The sequence below is a fragment of the Curvibacter lanceolatus ATCC 14669 genome, from assembly GCF_000381265.1.
In the GTDB taxonomy this organism is placed as follows: domain Bacteria; phylum Pseudomonadota; class Gammaproteobacteria; order Burkholderiales; family Burkholderiaceae_C; genus Curvibacter; species Curvibacter lanceolatus.
In genome coordinates this window covers 426,508-449,176 of sequence record NZ_KB906254.1, presented here as the reverse complement: position 1 = coordinate 449,176, position 22,669 = coordinate 426,508, and the positions used below count along the sequence as shown (strand labels likewise).

24 protein-coding genes and 1 pseudogene are annotated in these 22,669 nt (G+C 66.0%); 15 read left to right on the top strand and 10 right to left on the bottom strand.

Translation table 11 applies throughout. The features are described from left to right. Nucleotides 1-2 precede the first annotated feature (2 nt). The 3 genes and pseudogenes from F624_RS0106710 to F624_RS32260 all read left to right on the top strand — a co-directional run bounded on the left by F624_RS0106710 (nt 3) and on the right by F624_RS32260 (nt 3,399). The gene (locus F624_RS0106710; RefSeq protein WP_019573510.1) at nt 3-2,144 is read left to right on the top strand and encodes a 3-hydroxyacyl-CoA dehydrogenase NAD-binding domain-containing protein; all 2,142 of its coding nucleotides are present in this window, start codon (nt 3-5) and stop codon (nt 2,142-2,144) included. Between the two features lie 64 nt (nt 2,145-2,208). Beyond that, nucleotides 2,209-2,805 (top strand): chromate transporter, encoded by a 597-nt coding sequence (locus tag F624_RS0106705; RefSeq protein ID WP_019573509.1) that lies wholly within the window; start codon nt 2,209-2,211, stop codon nt 2,803-2,805. Beyond that, a pseudogene (locus tag F624_RS32260) lies at nt 2,802-3,399 on the top strand (chromate transporter). Before F624_RS0106705 ends, F624_RS32260 begins: the two are co-directional and overlap by 4 nt. Nucleotides 3,400-3,415: 16 nt before the next feature. On the opposite strand, the gene F624_RS0106695 reads toward F624_RS32260, so the two are convergent. After that, entirely contained in the window at nt 3,416-4,204 is a 789-nt protein-coding gene (locus F624_RS0106695) for a helix-turn-helix transcriptional regulator (protein ID WP_031254322.1), read from the bottom strand. A gap of 85 nt (nt 4,205-4,289) precedes the next feature. Here F624_RS0106695 and F624_RS0106690 point away from each other — a divergent pair, with 85 nt between their 5' ends. Both F624_RS0106690 and F624_RS0106685 read left to right on the top strand, forming a co-directional pair. Beyond that, nucleotides 4,290-4,757 carry a DUF3237 domain-containing protein gene (locus tag F624_RS0106690; protein ID WP_019573505.1) on the top strand — a complete coding sequence of 156 codons (468 nt, stop codon included), beginning with the start codon at nt 4,290-4,292 and terminating at the stop codon, nt 4,755-4,757. A gap of 53 nt (nt 4,758-4,810) precedes the next feature. Next, nucleotides 4,811-5,830 carry a Bug family tripartite tricarboxylate transporter substrate binding protein gene (locus F624_RS0106685; RefSeq protein WP_019573504.1) on the top strand — a complete coding sequence of 340 codons (1,020 nt, stop codon included), beginning with the start codon at nt 4,811-4,813 and terminating at the stop codon, nt 5,828-5,830. Nucleotides 5,831-5,889: 59 nt separating this feature from the next. On the opposite strand, the gene F624_RS0106680 is transcribed toward F624_RS0106685, so the two are convergent. Further along, nucleotides 5,890-6,141 carry a DUF2442 domain-containing protein gene (locus F624_RS0106680; RefSeq protein ID WP_019573503.1) on the bottom strand — a complete coding sequence of 84 codons (252 nt, stop codon included), beginning with the start codon at nt 6,139-6,141 and terminating at the stop codon, nt 5,890-5,892. Between the two features lie 287 nt (nt 6,142-6,428). Here F624_RS0106680 and F624_RS0106675 point away from each other — a divergent pair, with 287 nt between their 5' ends. Continuing rightward, nucleotides 6,429-7,427: a Bug family tripartite tricarboxylate transporter substrate binding protein gene (locus F624_RS0106675; protein WP_019573502.1), complete on the top strand. Its 999-nt coding sequence runs from the start codon at nt 6,429-6,431 to the stop codon at nt 7,425-7,427. Nucleotides 7,428-7,443: 16 nt separating this feature from the next. Further along, nucleotides 7,444-8,238 carry a substrate-binding domain-containing protein gene (locus F624_RS0106670; protein ID WP_019573501.1) on the top strand — a complete coding sequence of 265 codons (795 nt, stop codon included), beginning with the start codon at nt 7,444-7,446 and terminating at the stop codon, nt 8,236-8,238. Nucleotides 8,239-8,255: 17 nt separating this feature from the next. Here F624_RS0106670 and F624_RS0106665 read toward each other — a convergent pair whose 3' ends face one another. Genes F624_RS0106665 through F624_RS0106655 form a run of 3 tightly spaced genes read right to left on the bottom strand, consistent with a single transcriptional unit; the run spans nt 8,256 to nt 10,503 of the window. Then, a complete protein-coding gene (locus F624_RS0106665; RefSeq protein WP_019573500.1) occupies nt 8,256-9,047 on the bottom strand; it encodes an SIR2 family NAD-dependent protein deacylase in 792 nt (263 codons plus the stop codon). Continuing rightward, nucleotides 9,047-9,781 (bottom strand): 23S rRNA (guanosine(2251)-2'-O)-methyltransferase RlmB, encoded by a 735-nt coding sequence (gene rlmB / locus F624_RS0106660; RefSeq protein ID WP_019573499.1) that lies wholly within the window; start codon nt 9,779-9,781, stop codon nt 9,047-9,049. The genes F624_RS0106665 and rlmB overlap by 1 nt, the downstream gene beginning before the upstream one ends. A 29-nt stretch (nt 9,782-9,810) precedes the next feature. Continuing rightward, nucleotides 9,811-10,503: an ABC transporter ATP-binding protein gene (locus F624_RS0106655; protein WP_019573498.1), complete on the bottom strand. Its 693-nt coding sequence runs from the start codon at nt 10,501-10,503 to the stop codon at nt 9,811-9,813. Nucleotides 10,504-10,626: 123 nt separating this feature from the next. Between F624_RS0106655 and F624_RS0106650 the strand changes: the two genes are divergently transcribed. Continuing rightward, nucleotides 10,627-11,223 carry an arylesterase gene (locus tag F624_RS0106650; RefSeq protein ID WP_245573568.1) on the top strand — a complete coding sequence of 199 codons (597 nt, stop codon included), beginning with the start codon at nt 10,627-10,629 and terminating at the stop codon, nt 11,221-11,223. Between the two features lie 10 nt (nt 11,224-11,233). On the opposite strand, the gene F624_RS0106645 is transcribed toward F624_RS0106650, so the two are convergent. From F624_RS0106645 to F624_RS0106635, 3 genes are all read right to left on the bottom strand, one after another. Continuing rightward, the gene (locus F624_RS0106645; RefSeq protein ID WP_019573496.1) at nt 11,234-11,422 is read right to left on the bottom strand and encodes a hypothetical protein; all 189 of its coding nucleotides are present in this window, start codon (nt 11,420-11,422) and stop codon (nt 11,234-11,236) included. A gap of 53 nt (nt 11,423-11,475) precedes the next feature. Further along, entirely contained in the window at nt 11,476-12,348 is an 873-nt protein-coding gene (locus F624_RS0106640) for a DUF2189 domain-containing protein (RefSeq protein WP_019573495.1), read from the bottom strand. Nucleotides 12,349-12,455: 107 nt separating this feature from the next. Then, complete coding sequence (locus F624_RS0106635; RefSeq protein ID WP_019573494.1) at nt 12,456-13,685, bottom strand: PLP-dependent transferase; 1,230 nt, start codon at nt 13,683-13,685, stop codon at nt 12,456-12,458. A 59-nt stretch (nt 13,686-13,744) separates the two neighbouring features. Here F624_RS0106635 and F624_RS0106630 point away from each other — a divergent pair, with 59 nt between their 5' ends. The 3 genes from F624_RS0106630 to F624_RS0106620 all read left to right on the top strand — a co-directional run bounded on the left by F624_RS0106630 (nt 13,745) and on the right by F624_RS0106620 (nt 17,142). Next, nucleotides 13,745-15,469 (top strand): SulP family inorganic anion transporter, encoded by a 1,725-nt coding sequence (locus F624_RS0106630; RefSeq protein ID WP_019573493.1) that lies wholly within the window; start codon nt 13,745-13,747, stop codon nt 15,467-15,469. 85 nt (nt 15,470-15,554) lie between these two features. Further along, a complete protein-coding gene (locus F624_RS0106625; RefSeq protein WP_084679435.1) occupies nt 15,555-16,328 on the top strand; it encodes a GGDEF domain-containing protein in 774 nt (257 codons plus the stop codon). 4 nt (nt 16,329-16,332) lie between these two features. Next, nucleotides 16,333-17,142 (top strand): MinD/ParA family protein, encoded by an 810-nt coding sequence (locus F624_RS0106620; RefSeq protein WP_031254309.1) that lies wholly within the window; start codon nt 16,333-16,335, stop codon nt 17,140-17,142. An 81-nt stretch (nt 17,143-17,223) separates the two neighbouring features. Here the strand turns inward: F624_RS0106620 and icd are convergent, their stop codons facing one another. Then, complete coding sequence (icd, locus tag F624_RS0106615; RefSeq protein WP_019573489.1) at nt 17,224-18,489, bottom strand: NADP-dependent isocitrate dehydrogenase; 1,266 nt, start codon at nt 18,487-18,489, stop codon at nt 17,224-17,226. Nucleotides 18,490-18,772: 283 nt separating this feature from the next. On the opposite strand from icd, the gene F624_RS0106610 reads away from it, so the two are divergent. Further along, on the top strand, nt 18,773-19,240 hold the full coding sequence (locus F624_RS0106610) for a DUF192 domain-containing protein (RefSeq protein WP_019573488.1): 468 nt from the start codon (nt 18,773-18,775) through the stop codon (nt 19,238-19,240). Between the two features lie 104 nt (nt 19,241-19,344). Here the strand turns inward: F624_RS0106610 and F624_RS0106605 are convergent, their stop codons facing one another. After that, complete coding sequence (locus tag F624_RS0106605; RefSeq protein ID WP_019573487.1) at nt 19,345-19,926, bottom strand: superoxide dismutase; 582 nt, start codon at nt 19,924-19,926, stop codon at nt 19,345-19,347. Nucleotides 19,927-20,561: 635 nt separating this feature from the next. On the opposite strand from F624_RS0106605, the gene F624_RS0106595 reads away from it, so the two are divergent. The 3 genes from F624_RS0106595 to lpxK are packed head-to-tail and all read left to right on the top strand — an operon-like array spanning nt 20,562 to nt 22,668. After that, the gene (locus F624_RS0106595) at nt 20,562-21,197 is read left to right on the top strand and encodes a MotA/TolQ/ExbB proton channel family protein (RefSeq protein ID WP_019573485.1); all 636 of its coding nucleotides are present in this window, start codon (nt 20,562-20,564) and stop codon (nt 21,195-21,197) included. A 6-nt stretch (nt 21,198-21,203) separates the two neighbouring features. Beyond that, the gene (locus F624_RS0106590; RefSeq protein WP_019573484.1) at nt 21,204-21,626 is read left to right on the top strand and encodes an ExbD/TolR family protein; all 423 of its coding nucleotides are present in this window, start codon (nt 21,204-21,206) and stop codon (nt 21,624-21,626) included. 22 nt (nt 21,627-21,648) lie between these two features. Then, complete coding sequence (lpxK, locus tag F624_RS0106585) at nt 21,649-22,668, top strand: tetraacyldisaccharide 4'-kinase (protein WP_019573483.1); 1,020 nt, start codon at nt 21,649-21,651, stop codon at nt 22,666-22,668. Nucleotide 22,669: the final 1 nt, after the last annotated feature.

Below are 22,669 nucleotides of genomic sequence, written 5' to 3'. Positions count from 1 at the left end.
CCTTGAAAACCATCCGCTACGAACTTGCCGACGGCATCGCCACCCTCACCTTTGACGAGACCGGCTCGGCCGTCAACACCATGTGCCTGGCCTGGCAACAAGACCTGAGCACCGTCACCCAGCGCGTGCTGGCCGACCGGGCCCAGCTCAAGGGCCTGGTGCTGGCCTCGGCCAAGACCACCTTTTTTGCCGGTGCCGACCTGAAGGCCACCATGCGCCTGCAGCCCGAAGATGCCAGCCGCGTGTTTGCCGACATCGAGCAGACCAAGAAGAACTTCCGCACCCTCGAGACCCTGGGCATTCCGGTGGTCAGCTGCCTCAATGGCGCGGCCCTGGGCGGCGGCTGGGAGGTGGCCCTGATCGGCCATCACCGCGTGGCCGTGGACAACCCCAAGATCCAGTTCGGCCTGCCCGAGGTCACGCTGGGCCTGATCCCGGGCGCCAGCGGCATCACCAAGATGACGCGCCTGCTGGGCCTGATGGGGGCCCAGCCCTACATCCTCGAAGCCCGGCTGTTCAACCCGCGCGAAGCCCTGGAGCTGGGCCTGGTGCATGAGCTGGTGGGCAGCGCCGAGCAACTGCGCCCTGCCGCCCTGGCCTGGATCGCGGCCCACCCCGAGTCGCGCCAGCCCTGGGACGACAAGAACTACAAAATGCCCGGCGGCACCCCGGCCAACCCCAAGATCGCCAGCGCCCTGACCGTGGCGCCCGCCATGCTCAAGAAGACCACCCGCGGCCTGTACCCGGCGCCCGAGGCCGCGCTGGCGGCCATGGTCGAAGGCGCCCAGGTCGACTTCGACACCGCGCTGCGCATCGAAAGCCGTTACCTGGCCCGCCTGATCACCAGCCCCGTGGCCAAGAACATGATCAACACGTTCTTCCACAACATGAACGCGATCAAGAGCGGCCAGTCGCGCCCGGGCACGGCGGCGCGCTACAAGCCCCAGAAGGTGGGCATTCTGGGCGCCGGCATGATGGGCGCGGGCATTGCCTACGCCCAGGCCAGCCGCGGCATCGCCACGGTGCTGAAAGACATCAGCGTCGAGCAGGCCGAGGCCGGGAAGGCCTACAGCCAGCGCATCACCCAGCCGCGGGTGGACAAGGGCCGCATCAGCCCGGCCGACCAGCAGGCCCTGCTGGCGCGCATCCACACCACCGACCAGGCGAGCGACCTGCACGGCTGCGACCTGATCATCGAAGCGGTGTTCGAGAACCGCGAGCTCAAGGCCCGCGTCACCCGCGAGGCCGAGCCCCAGTTGGCACCGGGCGGCTTTTTTGCCAGCAACACCTCGACCCTGCCCATCAGCGGCCTGGCCCAGGCCAGCGCCCAGGCCGAGCGCTTTGTGGGCATCCACTTCTTCAGCCCGGTCGACAAGATGAAGCTGGTCGAGATCATCCGGGGTCGCCAGACCAGCGACGACACCGTGGCCCGCGCCTTCGACTACGTGCAGGCCTTGGGCAAGCTGCCCATCGTGGTCAACGATTCGCGCGGCTTCTACACCAGCCGCACCTTCGGCACCTATGTGATGGAGGGCGCGGCCATGCTGGGCGAAGGCATTCCAGCCCCGGTGATCGAGAACGCGGCCATGCAGGCGGGCATGCCGGTGGGCCCGCTGGCGGTGCTCGATGAAACCGCCCTCACACTCAGCGTGCACGTGCTCGACCAGACCCGTGCCGACCTGGCGGCGGCCGGGCAAAGCTACCACGCGGGCGCCGGTGAGCTGCTGGTCGAGCGCATGGTCAAAGAGCTGAATCGCCCGGGCCGCGCCGGCGGTGGCGGCTTCTACGACTACCCGGCCGGCCAGAAAAAGCAGCTGTGGCCCGAGCTGCGCCCCCTGTTCGAAAAGCCCGGCCACGCCTGGGATTTGCAGGACGTGAAAGACCGCCTGCTGTACCGCCAGGCCATCGAGACGGCACGCTGCCTGGCCGAAGGCGTGCTCACCAGCGTGCATGACGCCAACATTGGCTCGATCTTCGGCATCGGCTTTCCGGGCTGGACCGGGGGCGCCATGCAATTCATCTATGGCATGGGTGTGGCTGCCTTCCTGCAGCGCGCCGATGAGCTGGCCCGGCGCCATGGCGCGGGCTTCGCCATCGACGCGGCCACCCGTGCAGCCATCGAAAAGCACCACCCGGTGTATTGAATCGGCAGGGCAGACATCGGGTTTGACCAGTCTTGCCCCAGGTCAAGCTGGCGATAATCCGGTGATGCCCATGCCTTCCCCCCCCCCCGAAGACGCTGCGACCGGGGCCCGGCCCTGCCCCCGCTCCCCCAGCGACCTGTTTTTCTCGTTCAGCATCCTGGCCCTGCAGGGCTTTGGGGGCGTGCTGGCGGTGGTGCAGCGCGAGCTGGTCGAGAAAAAGCAATGGATGACGAACGAAGAGTTTGTCGAGGAATGGGCCGTGGCGCAGATCATGCCCGGCCCCAACGTGGTCAACCTGTCGGTGATGCTGGGTGAGCGCTACTTCGGCTGGCGTGGCGCCGTGGCGGCGCTGTCGGGCATGCTGGCCTTTCCGACCCTGATCGTGCTGGCCCTGGCCACGCTGTACGGGCACTACGCTCAGCACCCCCAGGTAGCAGGTGCCCTGCGCGGCATGGCCGCCGTGGCGGCCGGGCTGATCGCGGCCGCGGCCTTGAAGCTGGCCGGCCCCCTCAAGAAGCACCCGCTGGGTCGGCCCCTGTGCGCCCTGCTGGCCGCCGCCTGCTTTGCCCTGGTGGGCTGGCTGCACCTGCCCTTGGGCTGGGTGGTGCCTGGGCTGGGCCTGCTGGCCTGTGCCCTGACCTGGCGGAAGATCGCCCCATGAGCCTGCACTTCGAAGCCCTTCAATGGCTGCAGCTGCTGCTGCATTACGCCTCGCTGTCCCTGCTGGCCGTGGGCGGCGCCATCAGCCTGGTGCCCGACATGCACCGCTACCTGGTGCTGGAGCAACATTGGCTGACCGAGGCCCAGTTCAACGCCTCGATCGCGATTGCCCAGGCCGCCCCTGGCCCCAACGTGCTGTTTGTGGGCCTGATGGGTTGGAACGTGGGGCTGAACGCCGCCGGCAACACCGGCCTCAGTGCCCATGCCGCCACGCTGGGCCTGCTGGGCATGGCCGCCACCATGTTGGGCATGCTGGTGCCCAGCACCGTGCTGACCTGGCTGGCCACCCGTTGGGCGGCCCAGTACCAGGAGCACCGCGCCATCCGGGCCTTCAAACAGGGCATGGCCCCCCCTGGTGATCGGCCTGCTGCTGGCCACCGCCTGGACCCTGGGCAGCGCCAGCGGCGACCCGCGCCACGATGGCGCCCTGTGGGCCCTGAGCGCGGTGGCGGCCTTGCTGGTCTGGCGCACCCGCATCCACCTGCTGTGGCTGCTGGCGGCCGGGGCACTGCTGGGGGCCCTGGGCTGGGTTTGACACCCCTGCCCAGCGCTCACATCACGCGGGCGAACAGCTCGTTGCGAAAGTGGATGCCCAGGCGGGCAAAGGCGCGGTTGCGGTAGGTCTTGACGGTGGGCAGGCTCAAGCCCAGGTCGGCGGCCACGCCGTCTTGCGTGTAGCCGCGCAGCAGCCGCTCGCACACATCCAGCTCGCGCTCGGTCAGGCCTGGGTGCAAGGCCTGCAGGCGCTCGCGCCAGGCCGGCTGCACTGGGGGCGCTGCCGGCGGGCTCACCTGCAGGTGCTTGCGCACCAGGGCCAGCAAGGCCGGTGACCAGGCTTCGAAGTCGCCCAACTGGGCATCGCTGAAGGGCCGCTGGTGCTGGTGGCGGTAGAAGTTCACGGCAAAGAGGCTCTCGGGCCCCTCGGCCTCGACGATGGACACCCGCTCGGCCACGCCATGGGCCTCGTACACGCAGGCGCGGTGGTCTTGCGGCACCTCGCGCGCCGTGATGTGGCACAGCTGCAAGGGCGCTGATGCGCCCTCGCTTTCCCCTTCGGCCTCGGTGTGCAGGCTGCGGTCGCGCACATAGGGGCCCGCCAGGTAGGCATGCCAACAGGCCTGGGTGGTATCGGGCACGCCATGGCTGGCCGACATGAACAAGGCCGGCTGGCACGCCAGCCCGGTGCGGTACACCGACCACGAGGCCGCCGGCAACAAGGGGGTCAATGCGGGCAACAGGTCGGCCGCAAAGCCCTGTTCGCCCAGGCGACCGATGGCCTGCGCCATCACGCCACCAGCCAGGGCGGGTGAACTGCTTTGGCCAGGGGTCCATTTCCTCATGCCTGTCATCTTCTGGGATGACAGGCGGTCGGCGCTACCGGATTTACGCTAGGTCAGGTCTTGATACCAGCCTTGCGGAGTGCCCATGTCCTTGTTTGTTGCCCCCAGTTTTCGCCCCTTTGCCGACCTGCAGGTGCAGGTCGGCACGCCCCAGGACGTGGGCCCCGGCCCGCACGGACACCGGCGTGTGGTGCCCATCCTGGGTGGCCAGGTGCAGGGCGTGGGCTGGACAGCCAGGGTGCTGCCGGGCGGCGCCGATTTCCAGCTGCTGCTCAGCGACACCCTGGCCGAGCTCGACGCCCGCTATGTGCTCGAAACCGAGGCCGGCGAACTGATCTACGTGCACAACCATGCCCTGCGCCGCGCCGAACCCGACACCATGGCGCGCCTGGTGCGCGGCGAGGCGGTGGACCCGGCCCAGGTGTACTTCCGCTGTGCGCCCCGCTTCGAGACCAGCGCCCCTTCGCTGCGCTGGATCACCGAGCGCCTGTTCATCGGCAGCGGGGTGCGCGAGCCCAGCGCCGTGCTGATGCGCTTTCACGAGCTGCTTTGACCCCATCACCCGCTTTTCGACCCACGACACCGTTCAGCCCTGAAGGAGACACCATGCACAACAAGAACACCCGCCGCCACAACCGCCGCCAAACCTGCCGCTGGCTGGCCACGGCCCTCGCCACGGCAACCCTTGGCGCACCACTGGCCTGGGCACAAAGCCCCGCGGCCAACTACCCCAACCGCCCGGTGCGCCTGATCGTGGGCTTTCCGGCCGGAACCGGCCCCGACATCGTGGCCCGGCTGCTGGCCCAGAAAATGTCGGAGGCCTGGGGCAACACCGCCGTGGTGGTGGACAACAAGCCCGGCGCCGGTGGCCTGATCGCCGCCAGCGAGGCCGCCCGCGCCCCGGCCGACGGCTACACCCTGATGCTGGGCGAAACCGGCCAGCTGAGCATCGCGCCCAGCAGCTACAACCGCCTGCCCTACGACCCGGCCAAGGACTTTGCTGCCGTGAGCCAGGTCGTCACCTCGAACTTCGTGCTGCTGGTCAACCCGCTCAAAGTGCCGGCCCGCAGCACGCGTGAGTTTGTCGACTGGACGCGCAGCCAGAAAGGCCTGTTCATGGCCACCTTCGGCGCGGGCACACCCGGCCATTTCGGGGCCTACATGTTTGGCGACGCCATCGGTATCAAACCCGAGGCCGTGCACTACAAGAGCACGGGCGACGCCCTGGGCGGCCTGTTCAGCGGCGACGTGCAGGCCGTGTTTGCCAGCGTGGGCCTGGCCGTGCCCAACGTGAAAGCCGGCAAGCTGCTGGCCCTGGGCAGCAGCGGTGCCACCCGCAGCGCCAGCCTGCCCGACGTGCCCACCCTGAAAGAACAGGGCTATGCGGGCCTGGAGTTCAACTCGTGGTTCGGCGTGGTGGCCCCGGCCCGCACCCCGCCCGAGATCCTGGCCAAGCTGAACGCCGACATCGTGAAAGCCGTGCGCTCACCCGAAGGCCGGCAGAAGATGGAAGACGCGGGCTTTGCCGTCACCGGCACCTCACGCGAGGAGTTTGGCCGCATCATCGCGGCCGACACCGTGACCTGGGGCAAGGCCGTGGCGGCCACAGGGTTCAAGGCAGATTGAGTGCCAGGGGCCCACCGTGGGCCCCAACCGATCAGAGCAGCCTTGTCAGACCAGCCTCATCAGGCCCGCGACACCAGCGGAAAGCGCCCGGGCTCGCGAATGGATTCCAAGGACAGGTCGATGTCCAGCTGGGGCCAATAGAGGTGATCCGAGGAAGGCCATTGGACGTCGGCCAGCTCGATGGCCGTGGCCCGCTGAAACCAAGGGAAATCGCTGAAGCTGAGTGTCAGGTGCTCCTCACCGACGCGCAACGACAGGCCTTGTGTCGAGACATGGGTGACTTCACACCCCGAAGTGATGGCGCCATGCATGGTGGATCTCCTGCAAATTGACCTCGACAATCGACTTGGCCTGCTTCAATGGAGTGGCAGGCAGGCCCGTATTTTCGGACATCAAGCATCCGACGCAACAGGGCTGGGCACGCACGTCAGTGGCCGGATGTAAAGTGATTGGGCCGCGGCGCGCCATTGATTCGTTTCATGCACCAATGACTGCAAGTATTGCAATTTACGAATCTTGCACCAGCCCTGACAATCGCCGGCCATGCCAAACCGGCCCACCCCGCGCCATGGTGGCCAGGGGGCCTACAAGGAGACTTATGTTGTTGACCGATTCCGTTGCCACGCCTCACCCGATCTCGCGCCGCCGCATCGCCGGCTGGCTGGGCGCCACCGCCCTGGCCTTGGGCAGCCTGGGGGCCCAAGCCGACACCTGGCCCAGCAAGCCCATCCGCTTTGTGGTGCCCTTCGGCCCCGGGGGCGCCAACGACCTGGTGGCACGTGCCGTGGCAGAAGCCACAGCACGCCAACTGGGCCAGGCCATCATCATCGAAAACCGCCCCGGCGCGGGCTCGGTGCTGGGCGCCGACATCGTGGCCAAGTCGGCCCCGGATGGCTACACCTTCCTGGCCCCGGCAGCCGGTGTGGTGACCAATGCCATGATCAAGTCCAAGATGCCCTACAAGGAAGACGATCTGGTGCCGGTGGCCATGATGGCCGTCAGCCCCTCGGTGATCGTGGTTCCGGCCGACTCGCCCATCAAAGACCTCAAGGGCCTGCTGGCAGCCTCCAAGACGGGCCCGGGCCTGAACTTCTCCACCGCCGGCACCGGCAGCACGCCGCACTTCGTGGCCGAAATGCTCAAGAAGAATGGCGCCAAGCTGCAGGTGGTGCCCTACAAGAGCGGCTCGGAGGGCGTGGTCGCCGTGGTGGGCAAGCAGGTGGACGCCACCTCCGAAGCCAGCGTGGTGGTGCTGCCGCAGATCAAGGGCGGCAAGCTGCGTGCCGTGGCCTCGACCTGGAACCGCCGCATCGCGGCCATGCCCGACATCGCCACCGCCGAAGAGCAAGGCTTTCCGAACATCTTCATCGGGCACTGGTCGGGTGTGTTCGCCCCCAAAGGCACACCGGAAGACATCCTGGACCGCATGAACCGCGCCATTGATGCCGCCATCAAGTCGCCCGAGCTGCGGGCCCGCCTGATCCCCCAAGGCATTGACCCCGTGGGTGGCACGCGGGCTGACTTCGTGAAGTTCATCAACGCTGAAAAGGCCCGCCTGGCACCGATTGCCAAGGCCTCGAACATGCGCGAGGACTGATCCGGGACCCATCACCATGAACCCCAAGAAACTCTGGAGACAAGCCGGCCAATGGATCGGCGCCCTGACCCTGGGGGCCGCCCTGTGCGGCCAGGCGCTGGCGGCCGAGCTGCATGTGCTGAGCTCGGGCGGCTTCACCGCCGCCTACAAGCAGTTGGTGCCGGGCTACGAGAAGGCCTCGGGCGACCAGGTGGTGTCGGGCTACGGCGCCTCGCTGGGCGGCGCACCCGACTCCATCCCCAGCCGGCTGGCCCGCCATGAACCCGCCGACGTGGTGATCCTGTCGTTGCCAGCCCTGGAGGCCCTGGTGGCCGCGGGCCATGTGCGCCCGGGCAGCCGGGTGGACCTGGGCCGCTCGCTGATCGGGCTGTCGGTGCGCAAGGGCGCCCCCAAGCCCGACATCAGCAGCGTGGAGGCCTTGAAGAACACCTTGCTGCAGGCCCGATCCATCGCCTACTCGGCCAGCGCCAGCGGCACCTACCTGTCGACCGTGCTGTTCAAGCAATTGGGCGTGGCCGACCAGGTCAAGGACAAGGCCCGCCGCATCGTGAGCGAACGTGTGGGCAGCGTGGTGGCGCGCGGTGACGCCGAGCTGGGCTTTCAGCAAGTCAGCGAGCTGCTGCCGATCGAGGGCCTGGACTTTGTCGGCACCCTGCCCGATGAGGTGCAGGAGGTGACCATCTTTGCCGCAGGCATCACCACCGAGGCGCGCGAGCCCGAAGCCGCCAAGGCCTTGCTGCGCTACCTGTCCTCAAGCGAGGCTGCGCCGGTGATCCAGAAGACCGGTCTGGAGCCGATACCCGCACGCTGAACCCGCCGGCAGCAGGGTCAGAGCCCGTCCAGCAAAGCGGGCAGGCCCTGGGCCGAGGGGCAGCGCAGCAGCACTTCGGCCAGTGCATCAAGCTCGGTGGGTTGGGGGTTGAGCACCACCACCCGGGCGCCGGCCTCTCGGGCCGTGAACACAAGACCGGCCGCCGGGTACACCGCACCGGCGGTGCCCACCACCAGCATCACATCGCACGCCGAAGCCGCTTGCTCGGCCGCGCGCAGCGGCGCCTCGGGCAGCGACTCGCCAAACCAGACCACACCCGGCCGAACCAGGCGGCCACAGGCCCGGCAACGGGGCGGATGGCCAGGCGCCAGGGCCGTCGAATCACAAGGCACCCCCACGGGGTGGGGCAGCTCACAGGCCGCGCCAGGGCCGCCCAGCCAGTGGTCTTCAAAAATATGGCCATGCAAGGCCAGCACATCGGGGCTGCCAGCGCGCTGGTGCAGTCCATCGACGTTTTGCGTGATCAGGGTGAGGCGGCCCGGGTGGGCCTGGGCAAACGCGGCCAAGGCGCTGTGCCCGGCATTGGGCTGGACGCGGGCAATGGCCTCACGGCGAGAGCCATACCAGCCCCAGACCAGGGCCGGATCGGTGCGAAAACCGATGTCGGTCGCCAGTTGCTGGGGGTCGAATTGCGCCCACAGGCCCTGCTGGGCATCGCGAAAGGTGGGCACACCCGACTCGGCACTGACCCCGGCCCCGGTGAGCACGGCCACCCGCTGGGCCTCGGCCAGCCAGCCGCGCACCTGGGCCAGCGCAGCGGCCAGGGCATCGACCGGGTCTGCGGCCATCACAGGCGTTGGCGCAGCGCCTCGTACAGGCACACGCCGCTGGCCACCGACACGTTGAGGCTTTCCACCGCGCCATGCATGGGGATGTTGACCAGTTCGTCGCAGGTCTTGCGCGTGAGTTGGCGCATGCCGTCGCCCTCGGCCCCGAGCACCAGGGCGGTCGGGCCTTTCAGGTCCACCTGGTAGAGGGTCTTGGGTGCATCGCCACTGGTGCCGATGCACCAGATGTTGCGTTCCTTGAGCTCGCCCAGGGTGCGCGCCAGGTTGGTGACCATGAAGTACGGCACCGTCTCGGCAGCCCCGCTGGCCACCTTGGCCACGGTGGCGTTGATGCCGGCGGCGTGGTCCTTGGGGGCGATCACGGCGTGCGCGCCAGCCCCGTCGGCCACCCGCAGGCAGGCACCCAGGTTGTGCGGATCGGTGATGCCGTCGAGCACCAGCAGCAGGGGCGGCTCCTTGATCTGGTCGAGCAGGTCGTCCAGCGACTTGACCTGGGCCACGGCCTCGACCCGGGCGGCCACGCCCTGGTGGCCATGGCTGCCGGCCAGCTTGGCCAGGCGCAGGCCGTCGGCCTCGATCAGGCGCACGCCGGCTTCGCGCACGCGCTCCAGGAACTGGCGCATGCGCGCATCACGGCGCGTGGGCTCGAAGTAGATTTCGATGATGGTCTGGGGCGCGGTCTTGAGCCGCACGCCCACGGCGTGAAAGCCGAACAGCACTTTGGGGGATGACATGGGGCCCGATTATCCCTGCACTGCGCCGCTCAGACGCCAGCGGGCTGAATCCGACCGGCTTCGATGGTGATGCGGCGCTCGCAGCGCGCGGCAATCGCCTGATCATGGGTGACCAGGACCAGGGTGGTGCCGAACTCGCGGTTGAGCTCGAACATCAGCTTCATGACGGTGTCGCCGGTGGCGAAGTCCAGGCTGCCGGTGGGCTCATCGGCCAGCAGCACCGCAGGTTCGACCACAAAGGCACGCGCCAGCGCCACGCGCTGCTGCTCACCGCCCGACATGACGCGGGGGTAGTGGCCCAGGCGCTGGCCCAGGCCCACGTGGCGCAGCATCTCGGTGGCGGCCGAACGGGCGTCACGGCGGCCGGCCAGCTCCAGGGGCAGCATCACGTTTTCAAGCGCAGTGAGGTTGCCCATGAGCTGGAAGCTCTGAAACACAAAGCCCACGCGCCGGGCCCGCAGGGCTGCCCGAGCATCCTCATCGAGCGCAAACAGATCGTGGCCGTCCAGCCGCACCGTGCCCTGGCTGGGGGTGTCCAGGCCGGCCATGATCGACAGCAAGGTGCTCTTGCCCGAGCCGGAGGCCCCCACAATGGCGGCAGTCTCCCGGGCCGCCAGTCGGAAATCGATGTCACGCAGAATGTCCAGCGTGCCCGTGGAATCGGTGACCGACTTGAAAACGTGTTCGACCGAGACGATCGCAGGCGAGAGGGCTTCAGACATGAAAGGTTGGGCGTGTTGAATGCAATGAAGAGGCAACTGGCCAAGCCAGTTGGAGTGAACGCTCGGCGTCACTTTATCCTGAGCGGCGTCAGTCTGATGGTGGCGGGGTCATGTGGCGCCCTGATGAAGGCCCAGGCCGCCCAGGCCACCCCAACCCCCATCAAGCCCACGGTGCTGGTGGTGGGTGACTCGCTGAGTGCCGAGTACGGCTTGCGCCGCGGCAGCGGCTGGGTGGCGCTGCTGGCCGACAAGGCGCTGGCGGAAAAGCCCGGCTTCCAGGTGGTCAACGCCAGCATCAGCGGCGACACCACCTCGGGCGGCCGGGCCCGGCTGGGGGCCTTGCTGGCCCAGCACAAGCCGCAGGTGGTGGTGATCGAGTTGGGGGGCAATGACGCCTTGCGCGGCTTGCCGATCAAGATGACCGAAGACAACCTGACCCAGATGGTGCGCGCGTGCCAAAAGGCTGGCGCCCGGGTGTTGCTGGTGGGCATGCAGGTGCCACCGAACTATGGGGCCGCCTACACCGAAGATTTTTCGCGCACTTTTGCCCGCGTGGCGGCGGCCGAGAAGACCGCGCTGGTGCCGTTTTTGCTGAAGGGCATCGCCGATGGGCCCGATGCCGAGCGCCTGTTCCAGGCTGATCGCATCCACCCCCGCGAAGAGGCACATCCCAGGATGCTGGCCAATGTGTGGCCCGAACTGCGTCGGCTGCTGAAATAAGCCTTGGCGATCAGGCCTGAGGAGCGTCTCCGGCAGGAGGCGCCTCGGCACTGGCTTCGTCAGCGTCATCAGGCTCGTCGGCCTCTGGCGGCAGCCCCAGGGCCTTGCGATCCGCCTTGGCCTTGAGTTTTTCTTCTTTCTTGCGCTTTTTCGCCAGTTCTTTTTGACGCTTTTCGTAGCCGTAATTCGGTGTTGCCAAGTCGGGTTCTCCTTATCGAGTTGAAGTCCACTGTAACACCCGCCGGATGGCGCTCAGCCCGCAGGGGGCGCCGTGCCGCTGCCGGGCGCAGGCGGCCAGTGCACCGCGCCGCGGTAGGCATGCCAGCTGGCATGGCCCAGCCAGGGGCCCACCAAGACGATGCCGGCCCCCCAGGGCCACAGCGCCGCCACCACCAAAGCGGTGATCAGCGCGCCCCAGAACAGCATGATGCCGGTGTGGGTGAAGACCACCCGCAGGCTGGTGATGGCGGCGGTGATGGCGTCAGTGTCTCGGTCCAGGATCATGGGGATGGACACCACCGCGATCGAATAGACCAAGCTGGCAAAAACGCCCCCGACCACTGTGTAGACGGCCACAAACTCCCAGTTGTCAGGGTTGAAGATGGCGTCGATGACGCCGGTGGTGGAAGGCATGCCGGTGTTGAAGAACACCGCAAACACCACCAGGGAGGCGCGCCCCCACAGCAGCTCCAGCACGATCATGACCAGCACCAGCATGGCCATGCTGCCCAGGTGCCGATCCCAGCAGGTGATGGACAGGCCGAGCTCGGGCCGCAGGCCGGCTTCGCGGCGGCGGCTCACGTCGTACAGGCCCATGGCCATGAAGGGCCCCACCAGCAGGCAGCCCGAGGCGATCGACATGGTGTACTCGGGGCTGCTGCGAAACACCCAGCCCAGCACCAGGGCCATGCCCCAGAAGCACAGACCGTAAAACAGGGCAATGCCCGGGGCGGCGACCACATCTTGGGCGCCGCGCTGCAACCAGCGCAGGGGGGCGGCCCAATGCAAGGGCGCCAGGGTCAGGCTGTCGGCCTCGGCGCTGTCGGGGTGGTGGACCGGGGCGTCCACCGGCGCCGGGGTGGCGGCAGGCCCATGAACATCAGGGTGCGGCAAGGGGGCGGCCATGGCAGAAGCTTCCTTTCAATGGCCCGGAGAACCCGGGGCATTGCGCAGGCTAGCCCGGTAGGGCCCACCGCGGTACTCAGGAAACTACCAAGCTGGCCGCAAATCGCTCAACGATCCGACAAATGCAAGGCCAGGGCCTGTGCCAGGTCGGCCTGCAGATCCCGCACCGCCTCCAGTCCGATCGAAAAGCGCACCACGGTGCCCGGCCGGAGATGGGCTTGCGGCCGGCTGCGCATACTGGCCAGGTGGTAGGGAACCACCAGGCTGATGGGGCCGCCCCAGCTGTAGCCCAGCTTGAACAGGCGCAAGGCATCGCAAAAGGCATCCACCTGGGCTGCGCTGTAGCGCTCGTCGATCACGATGCTGAACAGACCGGCGGCCAGGGCGGGCTGCCCCTGGGCACCACACAGCGCCTGCCAATGATCGTGCCCAGGCGCGCCGGCCAGGGCCGGGTGCAGCACCTGAGCCACGGCGGGCTGGGCTTGCAGCCAGCCGGCCAGCGCACGGGCCGCCTGGTCATGGGCCTGGTAACGCAGGGCGATGCTGGGCAGCGAGCGCAGCACCGACTCGACATCGTTGGCGCCCACGCCCAGGCCCAGGCGCATGTGGGTGCCCTTGAGGCGCACGTGCAAGGCTTCGTCGCGGGTGATGATGCTGCCCATCAGCACATCCCCCCCGCCACTGGGGTACTTGGTCAGCGCCTGCGCACTGATGTCCACGCCCCAACCCTGGCCAAAATCGAAGGGCTTGAAGGCCAAACCGGCGCCCCAGGTGTTGTCGAGCGCACTGATCACCCCGCGCTCACGGCAGATCGCCGTGAGGGCCGGCAGGTCGGGGAACTCCATCGTGACCGAGCCGGGTGCCTCCAGCCAGACCAGGCGGGTGCGCGGGCTGATGCGCTCGGCCAGATCGGCCGGATTCAACGGGTCGTACCACTGGTGGGCAATGCCCCAGCGGGCCAGCTCGCCCTCGGCCAGCGCCTTGTTGGGGCCATAGGCGTTGTCCGGAATCAGAATCTCGTCGCCCTGGCTGAGCAGCGCCAGGGCCACATTGGCCAGGGCCGCCAGGCCGCTGGGCACCAGCAGGCATTGCAGCCCGCCTTCCAGTTGGCACAGGCGCTCCTCGAGCGTGAAGGTGGTGGGGGTGCCGTGCAGGCCGTAGGTGTAGCCCGAACGGCTGCGCCAATCGCGGTGTCGCATGGCCGCGGTGTTGGCAAAAATCACCGTCGAGGCCTTGTGCACAGCGGGCTGCGGGGCCTCGAAGCCGGCTGGCGGTTGGTAGGGATGGTGGATCAGTTGGGTGATCGGATCGCGGGAGTCGGGGCTTGAATCGGTCATGGTGCGATGTTATCTCTGCCCACCGCCGCATGTTGCCGGCGGTGCTTGTGGTAGCTTCAATGAACAACACCCCCGCACTGCCCGTCATGAGGCAGGCACCGAGCCCGGAAGCCGCTGTGAAAAACGACCGACTGCATCGCCTGTTCCCATTCCTCAACTGGCCACGGCCCTCCCGTGACACCCTGCTGGGCGAGTTTTCCGCCGGCATGACGGTGGGGCTGATGCTGCTGCCGCAGGGGGTGGCCTATGCCGCCCTGGCCGGCATGCCGCTGGTCACAGGCATTTACGCCTCCATCGTGCCAGCCGTGGTGGCTGTGCTGTGGAGTTCATCAACCCGGCTGGGTGTGGGCCCGACGGCGCTGAGCAGCCTGTTGATCGGGGCCTCGCTGTCCGGCCTGGCCGAGCCGGCCAGCGACACCTGGGTGGCGCTGGCGGTCTGGCTGGCCCTGATGTCAGGGAGCTTGCAATTGCTGCTGGGCCTGGGGCGTTTCGGCTGGCTGCTGAACCTGGTGAGCTCGCCCGTGCTCTCCGGTTTCACGCAGGCGGCGGCCTGGCTGATCCTGGCCTCGCAGATGCGGGCGCTGACAGGGCTGGCACCCGACAGCAGCGACTGGTTGGCGCTGAGCCAGCATGACCTGCTCTCGCTGGGATTTGGCGTCGGCTCACTGGCGGCGCTGCTGCTGGCCAAGCGCTTCGTGCCACGCTGGCCCGCCGCCATGATCATCGTGGTGGTGACCGGTACCCTCAGCGCCAGCCTTGGTTTTGCCGAATCGGGCGGCGCCGTGGTGGGCGCCCTGCCCTCCGGCCTGCCCCATCTGTATTGGCCTGGCGGGCTGTCGATGAACGCCTTTGGCCAACTGGTGATGCCGGCCCTGGTGATCACGCTGATCAGCTTTCTCGAAACGGCCTCCAGTGCCAAGGTCGAAAACCAGCGCGGCGGCACGCAATGGAATGAGAACCAGGATCTGATCGGCCAGGGCCTGGCCAAGATCGCCTCGGGTTTGAGCGGCTCGTTTCCCATCAGCGCATCGTTCTCGCGCTCGGCCATCAACCTGTACGCGGGCGCCAAGACCGGCTGGGCCACCCTGTTTTCGGTGTTGCTGGTCGTGGTCGTGCTGCTGTTTCTGACGCCCTACATGTACCACGTGCCCCAAGCCGTGCTGGCGGCCATCGTGGTAGCGGCCGTCTTGAATCTGGTGCGTCCGATGCAGCTGATCGGCCTGTGGAAGATCTCCCGGGTTGAGGCGCTGACGGCCGGGGCCACCTTCGTGCTGACACTGGCGACGGCGCCGCAGCTTTACTGGGGCGTGCTGGCCGGCTTGGTGGCCAGCCTGACCCACTTCCTTTACCAGCGCCTGCACCCCCGCATCATCGAGGTGGGCCTGCACGCCGACGGCAGCCTGCGCGATCGCCACCTCTGGCACCTCCCCCCGCTGGCGCCCCATCTGTATGCCCTGCGCATGGATGCAGAGCTGGACTTTGCCTCGGCCAGCACGCTGGAGCGCAACATCGTCGATCACCTGGCCCGGCACCCGGACACGCGATGCGTGTGCCTGTATGCCCAGCCCATCAACCGCATCGACGTGACTGGTGTGGAAGCGTTTCAGCAGATCATGCTGATGCTGCACGAGCGTGACATCACGCTGGTCATCAGCGGGCTTAAATTACCAGTTGATACCGTTTTACGGCGCGCCGGATGCCTGAAAGAAGGGGCATTGCTCAAAACCTACCGGACCGATCTGGAAACACTTGCCGCGCTGCAAAACTTGCCGTCAAACGGGTAAAGCAGGCAATAAGCACCACAATTTGTCACTTAGCGTCGAAGGACCTACTGTTAAACTTCGCAAAACTCTTGTCCGTCCTCAACTCGTGTCCCCCTCCCAGGCTCCTGCACCGATTGACCTCAGCAGTCTTCGTCTCGACACCGCCCTGGCGTTGCTGGCACAAGATGAGGACTTGCCCCTCCCTGCCCCGGAAAGCCCCACAGGCTATCTCCAGCATCTGATTGACGGCCTTTGCGAGCTCTCGCTCAAGGATCCGTTGACCGGATTGGCCAACCGACGTCAGTTTCGGGCTGTGCTGGAGCGCGAGGTCGACCGCGTGACCCGCACCGGCGAGTCAGCCCTGCTGCTGATGCTGGACATCGATCGTTTCAAGCTGGTCAACGATGGCCATGGACACCCAGCGGGCGACATCGTTCTTCAATCGGTAGCCAACACGCTGGCCAACTGCGTGCGCCCCATGGACACCCTGGCCCGCTATGGGGGCGAGGAGTTCGCCGTGGTCTTGCCAGGCTGCCAGGCCGCCTTCGGGCGTGCGGTGGCCGAACGCATCCGATCCATCGTCGAATCCACTCCCATCACCATCGCTCCGGGTGTGGCCATCAACGTGACCGTCAGCATTGGAGGCTCGTTCACCCTGCCCTGGGTCCGATCGCCGATATCCCTCTGGATAGAGCGTGCCGACCACCAGTTGTACCGGGCGAAATCGGAGGGTCGCAACCGTGTCTGCCTGGATTTCCCCCCAGACAGCACGGTGAGTGCGGAAGAAAAGGGATTGCTGTTCTACGACGTCCAGGATCAGGACGACATTGGAACTTCAATCGATCAAAGTGACCCGGCCGACAGCGCCAACCGAAAGTGAACAGATGAGCGAAGCGCTGAAAACCACCCCTGCAGAAGCTGTATCGGCCAAGGTGTTGGCCATCACCAGCGGCAAAGGCGGCGTCGGCAAAACATTTGTCGCGGCCAATCTGGCCGCCGCCCTGTCGCGCCGCGGCCAGCGGGTGTTGGTTCTGGACGCCGACTTGGGCCTGGCCAATCTGGACGTGGTGTTGAACCTGCACCCCAAGGTCACGCTGCACGACGTGTTCACAGGCAAAGCCACCGTGGACGAAGCCATCGTCAAGGCCCCAGGCGGTTTCAGCGTGTTGCTGGCCGGCTCAGGCATGGTGGAGTATTCGCGCCTCACCCCTGAGGTGCGCGATGAATTCGTGCGCGTGCTGCGCAGCCTGCTGCCACGCTTTGACGTGGTGTTGCTCGACACGGGCGCCGGCATCTCCGACGTGGTGCTGTTCGCCGTCTCGCTGGCCGGCGAGGTGTTGCTGGTGGCCACGCCTGAGCCCACCTCCCTGACCGATGCCTACGCCGCGATCAAGGTGCTGTCGATGCAGCAAAAGCGGCGCCAGGTGCGCATGATCATCAACCAGACCGTTCGCCCGGGCGATGGCCGCGCCATCACCGGACAGCTGCAGCAGGTGCTGGACCGCTTTGTGAGCACCGACACGGGCCGTCCGGTGCGCCTGATCCACCTGGGCGACATCCCGGCCGATCCCTCGGTGCGTGACGCCGTGATGCGCCGCCAGTTGCTGTCGATCAACAACCCCAACAGCCCTGCGGCGCTGGCCATTGCCCAATTGGCCAACAAGATCGACGAAACCGTACTGATCAAGGCTTAAGGGCCTGATAAACGCTGGAAATGACTTGCGGCCATGCCATGCCGCAGGCCATCGGGAGCCCTGGTCTCCCGGCAAGCGCCCTCACTCCTGCATCTGGTCGATGATGACCTGACCGAAACCCGAGCAGCTGACTTGCACCGCGCCTTCAAGCAGGCGGGCAAAGTCGTAAGTGACCTTTTTGCTCAAGATGGCCTTTTCCAGCGAGCGGATGATGAGGTCGGCGGCCTCCTTCCAGCCCATGTGGCGCAACATCATCTCGGCCGAGAGGATCTCCGAGCCCGGATTCACGTAGTCCTTGCCGGCGTAGCGCGGCGCCGTGCCGTGGGTGGCTTCGAACATGGCCACGGTGTCCGACAGGTTGGCCCCGGGCGCAATGCCGATGCCGCCCACCTGGGCCGCCACGGCATCAGAGATGTAGTCGCCATTGAGGTTGAGCGTGGCCACCACGCTGTACTCGACAGGGCGCAGCAGGATTTGCTGCAGGAAGGCGTCGGTGATGCTGTCCTTGATCACGATCTGGCCACCGGTCTTGGGGTTGGGCACGCGCATCCAGGGACCGCCGTCGATCAACTCACCACCGAATTCCTTGGCGGCCAGGCCATAGGCCCATTCACGGAAGCTCCCTTCTGTGAACTTCATGATGTTGCCCTTGTGCACGATGGTCACATTGGGCTTGTTGTTGTCGATGGCGTACTGGATGGCCTTGCGCACCAGGCGCTCGGTGCCCTCCTGCGAGACCGGCTTGATGCCCAGGCCCGAGGTTTCGGGAAAGCGGATCTTGGTGATGCCGAACTCGTCGTGCAGAAACTTGATCAGGCGCTTGGCCTGGTCACTGCCGGCCTCGAATTCGATGCCGGCATAGATGTCTTCCGAGTTCTCGCGGAAGATCACCATGTTGGTCTTTTCGGGCTCCTTGAGCGGCGAAGGCACACCCTTGAAATACTGGATGGGGCGCAGGCAGACATACAGGTCCAGCTCCTGGCGCAAGGCCACGTTGAGCGAGCGGATCCCGCCACCCACCGGGGTGGTCAAAGGCCCCTTGATGGACACCAGGTAGTCGCGCACCACGTCCACGGTTTCCTCGGGCAACCAGACATCCGGCCCGTAGAGGTGGGTGGCCTTTTCGCCGGCAAACACTTCCATCCAATGGATCTTGCGCTGCCCGCCGTAGGCCTTGGCCACCGCCGCATCCACCACCTTCAGCATCACCGGCGTGATGTCACGCCCGACGCCATCGCCTTCGATGAAGGGGATGATCGGGTGATCGGGCACCTGGAGGGTCTTGTCCGCATTGACGGTGATCTTCTCGCCCTGCTCGGGAACCTGGATGTGCTGATAACGGGTCATGGACTGACGTCTCCGGTGAGGCTGAACAACTTAGCAAATGAAGTAAAACCTGCTGATCTTAGCGCTTGCCATTGCCGCCATCGACGACGGGCCGGAAGCCCTTCCACACCAAGGCCGGCGTGGGCCTAAGACACGAGCGCCGAAGCGCGTCACAGACGCGGCCAGCGCAAGGTTCGCAGTCGTGCAAAGTTGGCCAGGCCGACGGGGCGACCCGCTGTTTTTAGGCCAAAATCGAACGCGGATGTGCGCCGCTTTCAGGCCACACCACAGGATCACTCCCACCATGAAACTGCCCCGCCGCCCTCTGTCTCAGGCATTGCTGTGTGCACTGCTTTCCCTCTCCGGCCTTGCAGCCTCTGCACAGGAAGGCCCTCAGCTCGACCTGCCCCGCGTGCAACTGGCTGCGGGCATGTACCAGATCGATGCCCAGGTGGCCACAGCCCCTGTCGAGCGCCAGATCGGCCTGATGAATCGCCCCAGCATGCCGCAACAGGAAGGCATGCTGTTCGTCTTCGAGGTGCCCGCCACCCAGTGCTTCTGGATGAAGAACACCCTGCTGCCGCTGACCGCCGCCTTCGTGGCCGATGACGGCACGGTGGTGAACCTGGTCGACATGAAGCCGCAGACCACCGACTCGCACTGCAGCAGCAAACCCGTGCGCTTCGTGCTGGAGATGAACCAGGGCTGGTTCCAGAAGCGGGGCTTCAAAGCCGGCCTCAAGCTCAGCGGCCCACCGTTCGAAAAACGTTGAGCGGCTTCCCCGCCTGATTTTTCATCGCCCATGAAAAATGCCACCCGAAGGTGGCATGTCGAGGCCTGGGAGCGGCAGGCCGCTCCCATCGCAAGCCGCATGGCTCAGGCGAAGTTGGCTTCCGCAAAGCCCCAGTTGGCCAGCTTGTCCAGGAAGGTTTCGACAAACTTCGGACGCAGGTTGCGGTAGTCGATGTAGTAGGCGTGTTCCCACACGTCCACGGTCAGCAAGGCCTTGTCGGCGGTGGTCAGGGGGGTGCCCGCTGCGCCGGTGTTGACGATGTCGACGCTGCCATCAGGCTTCTTGACCAGCCAGGTCCAGCCCGAACCGAAGTTGCCGACAGCCGACTTCACGAAAGCTTCCTTGAAAGCCGCATAGCTGCCCCACTTGGCGTTGATGGCGGCAGCCAGGGCACCGGTGGGTTCACCGCCACCAGCAGGCTTCATGCAGTTCCAGAAGAAGGTGTGGTTCCAGATCTGGGCTGCGTTGTTGTAGATGCCGCCGCTGGAGGTCTTGATGATCTCTTCCAGGGACTTGGTTTCGAACTCGGTGCCCTTTTGCAGGTTGTTCAGGTTCACGACATAAGCGTTATGGTGCTTGCCGTGGTGAAACTCCAGGGTTTCCTGGGAGTAGTGCGGAGCCAGTGCATCGATGGCATAGGGCAGTGCGGGCAGGGTATGTTCCATGGTTTCCTCGTGTGGTTTATCGTGAAAAAACAGCTTTGCTGGCGCATTGTAGGAACTAATTCGGGCAGGCACGCGACAGGTCTCGATCAACCCGCCCGCTGGCCTAGGATCAGGCCCCGGATCAGCCCCCGCTGGAGCACCGACCCCATCACAGGCCGGACCGCCTCCTGCATTCCCCCCTCGGTGCCAAGGCTGCGAGCAAGAGCCCCGATGCCCCGGGCAGCAACGGCGCGGGCCACCGATAGAAAACCGCCGAGACGGCCCGTGAACACTGGGTTTTCAACCCAAACTGGCGACCTGCGGGCGCTGGCAAGCGCTTTCACACAGAAGAGTACTCCACAAGCCAGGGCAACCGCTGATCGCCAACTCAGGCCTGTCAGAACCATCCCCAAATCCAGCAGATACGTCGTAAGTCGTTGATTTAATTATATTTTTTATTTGCTTAATTTTTAATCAAAGTGAGCAAATCACCGTTTGGCGCCATCTGAAGGCACATGCCAGCGAGTTCCCCACAAAGTTATCCACAGATTTTGTGAGTGACTGTCCAGTCCACCGGTAGCACACCATTCGTCGCGGCACCCCACCAAAGCTCCGCCATAATCCGGTGCGGAACCATACCCCCTGGGAGAGACCCTTTGCTTTCGATCATTCAAGCCGCTGGCTGGCCCATCTGGCCCTTGCTGGTCTGCTCCATGCTGGCCCTGGCGCTCGTTCTGGAGCGGCTGATCAGTCTGCGGCCCTCCCGGATCGCACCTGTCAGCCTGTTGGACGAAGCCCTCACCGTATCGGCCCACGGCCTGCCGTCCAGCGAAGTGGTTCAGCAACTCGAACAGAACTCGGCATTGGGCGAAGTGCTGGCCAGTGGCTTCAAGGCCCTGTTGCAGAACCCCCACTGCACCGAGGCCGACCTGCGTGCTGAGCTTGAGGGCACGGGCCGACGTGTGGCGGCCAACCTGGACAAACACCTCAGTGCCTTGGCCACCATTGCTTCGGCGGCACCTTTGCTGGGGTTGCTGGGCACGGTGATTGGCATGATCGATATCTTTGGATCGCAATCAGCCGGCCCTGGGGCGCTGAGTGGCGGCAGCAACCCAGCCCAACTGGCCCACGGGATTTCGGTGGCGCTGTACAACACCGCCTTTGGCCTGATCGTGGCCATCCCCAGCCTGATTTTCTGGCGCTACTTCCGCAGCCGTGCTGACGCCTACCTGCTGACCATGGAGCTGGCTGCTGAGCGCCTGCTGCGCCACCTCAACACCCTGCGCAAGTAAGCCCCCATGAACTTTCGCCCGCGCCGCCAGGATGAGCCTGAAATCAACCTGATTCCCTTCATTGACGTGCTGCTGGTAGTGCTGATTTTTTTGATGCTCTCCACCACCTACAGCAAGTTCACGGAGTTGCAACTGCGATTGCCGCAGGCCGATGCCGATGCGCAGCGCGACTATCCCCGAGAGCTGATCGTCAGTGTCAGTGCTGAGGGGCGATTCGCCGTCAACAAGGTGGCGGTTCAAGGCAACCCTGACAGCTTGGCGATGGCCATGGCCGAGGCCGCCAAAGGGGGCCGCGATACGGTGGTGGTGATCAGCGCCGATGCCAGCGCCACCCACCAGTCGGTGATCAGTGTGATGGAGGCGGCACGGCGCACTGGGTTGTCTCAGGTCACGTTTGCCACCCAGTCGCCTCGAGCCAGCAACCGCTGAGCGGCCGTTTCAAGCTCAAACCATGACCCGAGCCAGCACGGGGCTTTCGACACGTCTGCTGCAGGCCTGGCAGCGCCGGGGTCTGCTGGCCTGGGCCTTGTGGCCGGTTTCGCGGTTGCTGGGGGCCCTGGTGGCCATTCGGCGCATTGCCTACCGGCGTGGTTGGCTGGCCAGCCACCGGGTACCTGCCCTGGTCATCGTGGTGGGCAACGTGGTGGCCGGCGGTGCCGGCAAGACACCGACCGTGCTGGCTTTGGTGGAGTGGCTGCGCCAACGCGGGCTGGCAGTGGGCGTGGTGTCGCGTGGCCACGGTCGTCAAACCAACGATTGCCGCGAAGTCACCGCCAGCAGCCAGGCCCATGAAGTGGGGGACGAGCCCTTGCTGATCCAGCGGCGCAGTGGTGTGCCCGTCTTCGTGGCACGGCAGCGAGTGCACGCCGCGCAGGACTTGCTGCGCAAGCACCCCGCCACCGAGGTGATTGTGTGTGACGATGGATTGCAGCATCTGGCCCTGCAACGGGACATCGAACTGTGCGTGTTCGATGACCGCGGTATCGGCAACGGCTTTTTACAGCCGGCCGGCCCGCTGCGGGAGCCCTGGCCCCGGCCTGTGGATCTGGTGTTGCACACCGGTGAGCACCCCGCCTTTGCGGGCTATCGGGCCCATCGCCAATTGGCCTCTGTTGCACACAACGGTCACGGCAAGACCTGCCCAGTCGACCTGTTGCGGCAGCGTGCCTGGCATGCCATGGCCGGCATTGCCCACCCCGAACGGTTTTTCAGCATGCTGCAAGACCTGGGGCTGGACGTGCGGGAGACCACGGCGCTACCCGACCACCATGATTTCCGCCAAGGACTGCCCCCCAGCGCTGCTGGGCTGGGGCTCCTCTGCACCGAAAAAGACGCCCACAAGCTGTGGGCCATCCAGCCCGACGCCTGGGCCTTGCCTCTGCAATTCGAACCCGAGCCCGCATTCTGGGACGAGCTGCAGCAAAGACTGGATGCGGCGCTATCATCCAGGCCTTCCTTTCGCACCACCTGAC

What these genes read in the sequence shown, in the direction of transcription:
- F624_RS0106705 (WP_019573509.1), top strand. Translation starts at nt 2,209, where the DNA reads ATGCCCATGCCTTCCCCCCCCCCCGAAGACGCTGCGACCGGGGCCCGG.
- F624_RS0106695 (WP_031254322.1), bottom strand. Translation starts at nt 4,204, where the DNA reads ATGAGGAAATGGACCCCTGGCCAAAGCAGTTCACCCGCCCTGGCTGGT.
- F624_RS0106690 (WP_019573505.1), top strand. Translation starts at nt 4,290, where the DNA reads ATGTCCTTGTTTGTTGCCCCCAGTTTTCGCCCCTTTGCCGACCTGCAG.
- F624_RS0106685 (WP_019573504.1), top strand. Translation starts at nt 4,811, where the DNA reads ATGCACAACAAGAACACCCGCCGCCACAACCGCCGCCAAACCTGCCGC.
- F624_RS0106680 (WP_019573503.1), bottom strand. Translation starts at nt 6,141, where the DNA reads ATGCATGGCGCCATCACTTCGGGGTGTGAAGTCACCCATGTCTCGACA.
- F624_RS0106675 (WP_019573502.1), top strand. Translation starts at nt 6,429, where the DNA reads ATGTTGTTGACCGATTCCGTTGCCACGCCTCACCCGATCTCGCGCCGC.
- F624_RS0106670 (WP_019573501.1), top strand. Translation starts at nt 7,444, where the DNA reads ATGAACCCCAAGAAACTCTGGAGACAAGCCGGCCAATGGATCGGCGCC.
- F624_RS0106665 (WP_019573500.1), bottom strand. Translation starts at nt 9,047, where the DNA reads ATGGCCGCAGACCCGGTCGATGCCCTGGCCGCTGCGCTGGCCCAGGTG.
- rlmB (WP_019573499.1), bottom strand. Translation starts at nt 9,781, where the DNA reads ATGTCATCCCCCAAAGTGCTGTTCGGCTTTCACGCCGTGGGCGTGCGG.
- F624_RS0106655 (WP_019573498.1), bottom strand. Translation starts at nt 10,503, where the DNA reads ATGTCTGAAGCCCTCTCGCCTGCGATCGTCTCGGTCGAACACGTTTTC.
- F624_RS0106650 (WP_245573568.1), top strand. Translation starts at nt 10,627, where the DNA reads ATGAAGGCCCAGGCCGCCCAGGCCACCCCAACCCCCATCAAGCCCACG.
- F624_RS0106640 (WP_019573495.1), bottom strand. Translation starts at nt 12,348, where the DNA reads ATGGCCGCCCCCTTGCCGCACCCTGATGTTCATGGGCCTGCCGCCACC.
- F624_RS0106635 (WP_019573494.1), bottom strand. Translation starts at nt 13,685, where the DNA reads ATGACCGATTCAAGCCCCGACTCCCGCGATCCGATCACCCAACTGATC.
- F624_RS0106630 (WP_019573493.1), top strand. Translation starts at nt 13,745, where the DNA reads ATGAACAACACCCCCGCACTGCCCGTCATGAGGCAGGCACCGAGCCCG.
- F624_RS0106620 (WP_031254309.1), top strand. Translation starts at nt 16,333, where the DNA reads ATGAGCGAAGCGCTGAAAACCACCCCTGCAGAAGCTGTATCGGCCAAG.
- icd (WP_019573489.1), bottom strand. Translation starts at nt 18,489, where the DNA reads ATGACCCGTTATCAGCACATCCAGGTTCCCGAGCAGGGCGAGAAGATC.
- F624_RS0106610 (WP_019573488.1), top strand. Translation starts at nt 18,773, where the DNA reads ATGAAACTGCCCCGCCGCCCTCTGTCTCAGGCATTGCTGTGTGCACTG.
- F624_RS0106605 (WP_019573487.1), bottom strand. Translation starts at nt 19,926, where the DNA reads ATGGAACATACCCTGCCCGCACTGCCCTATGCCATCGATGCACTGGCT.
- F624_RS0106590 (WP_019573484.1), top strand. Translation starts at nt 21,204, where the DNA reads ATGAACTTTCGCCCGCGCCGCCAGGATGAGCCTGAAATCAACCTGATT.
- lpxK (WP_019573483.1), top strand. Translation starts at nt 21,649, where the DNA reads ATGACCCGAGCCAGCACGGGGCTTTCGACACGTCTGCTGCAGGCCTGG.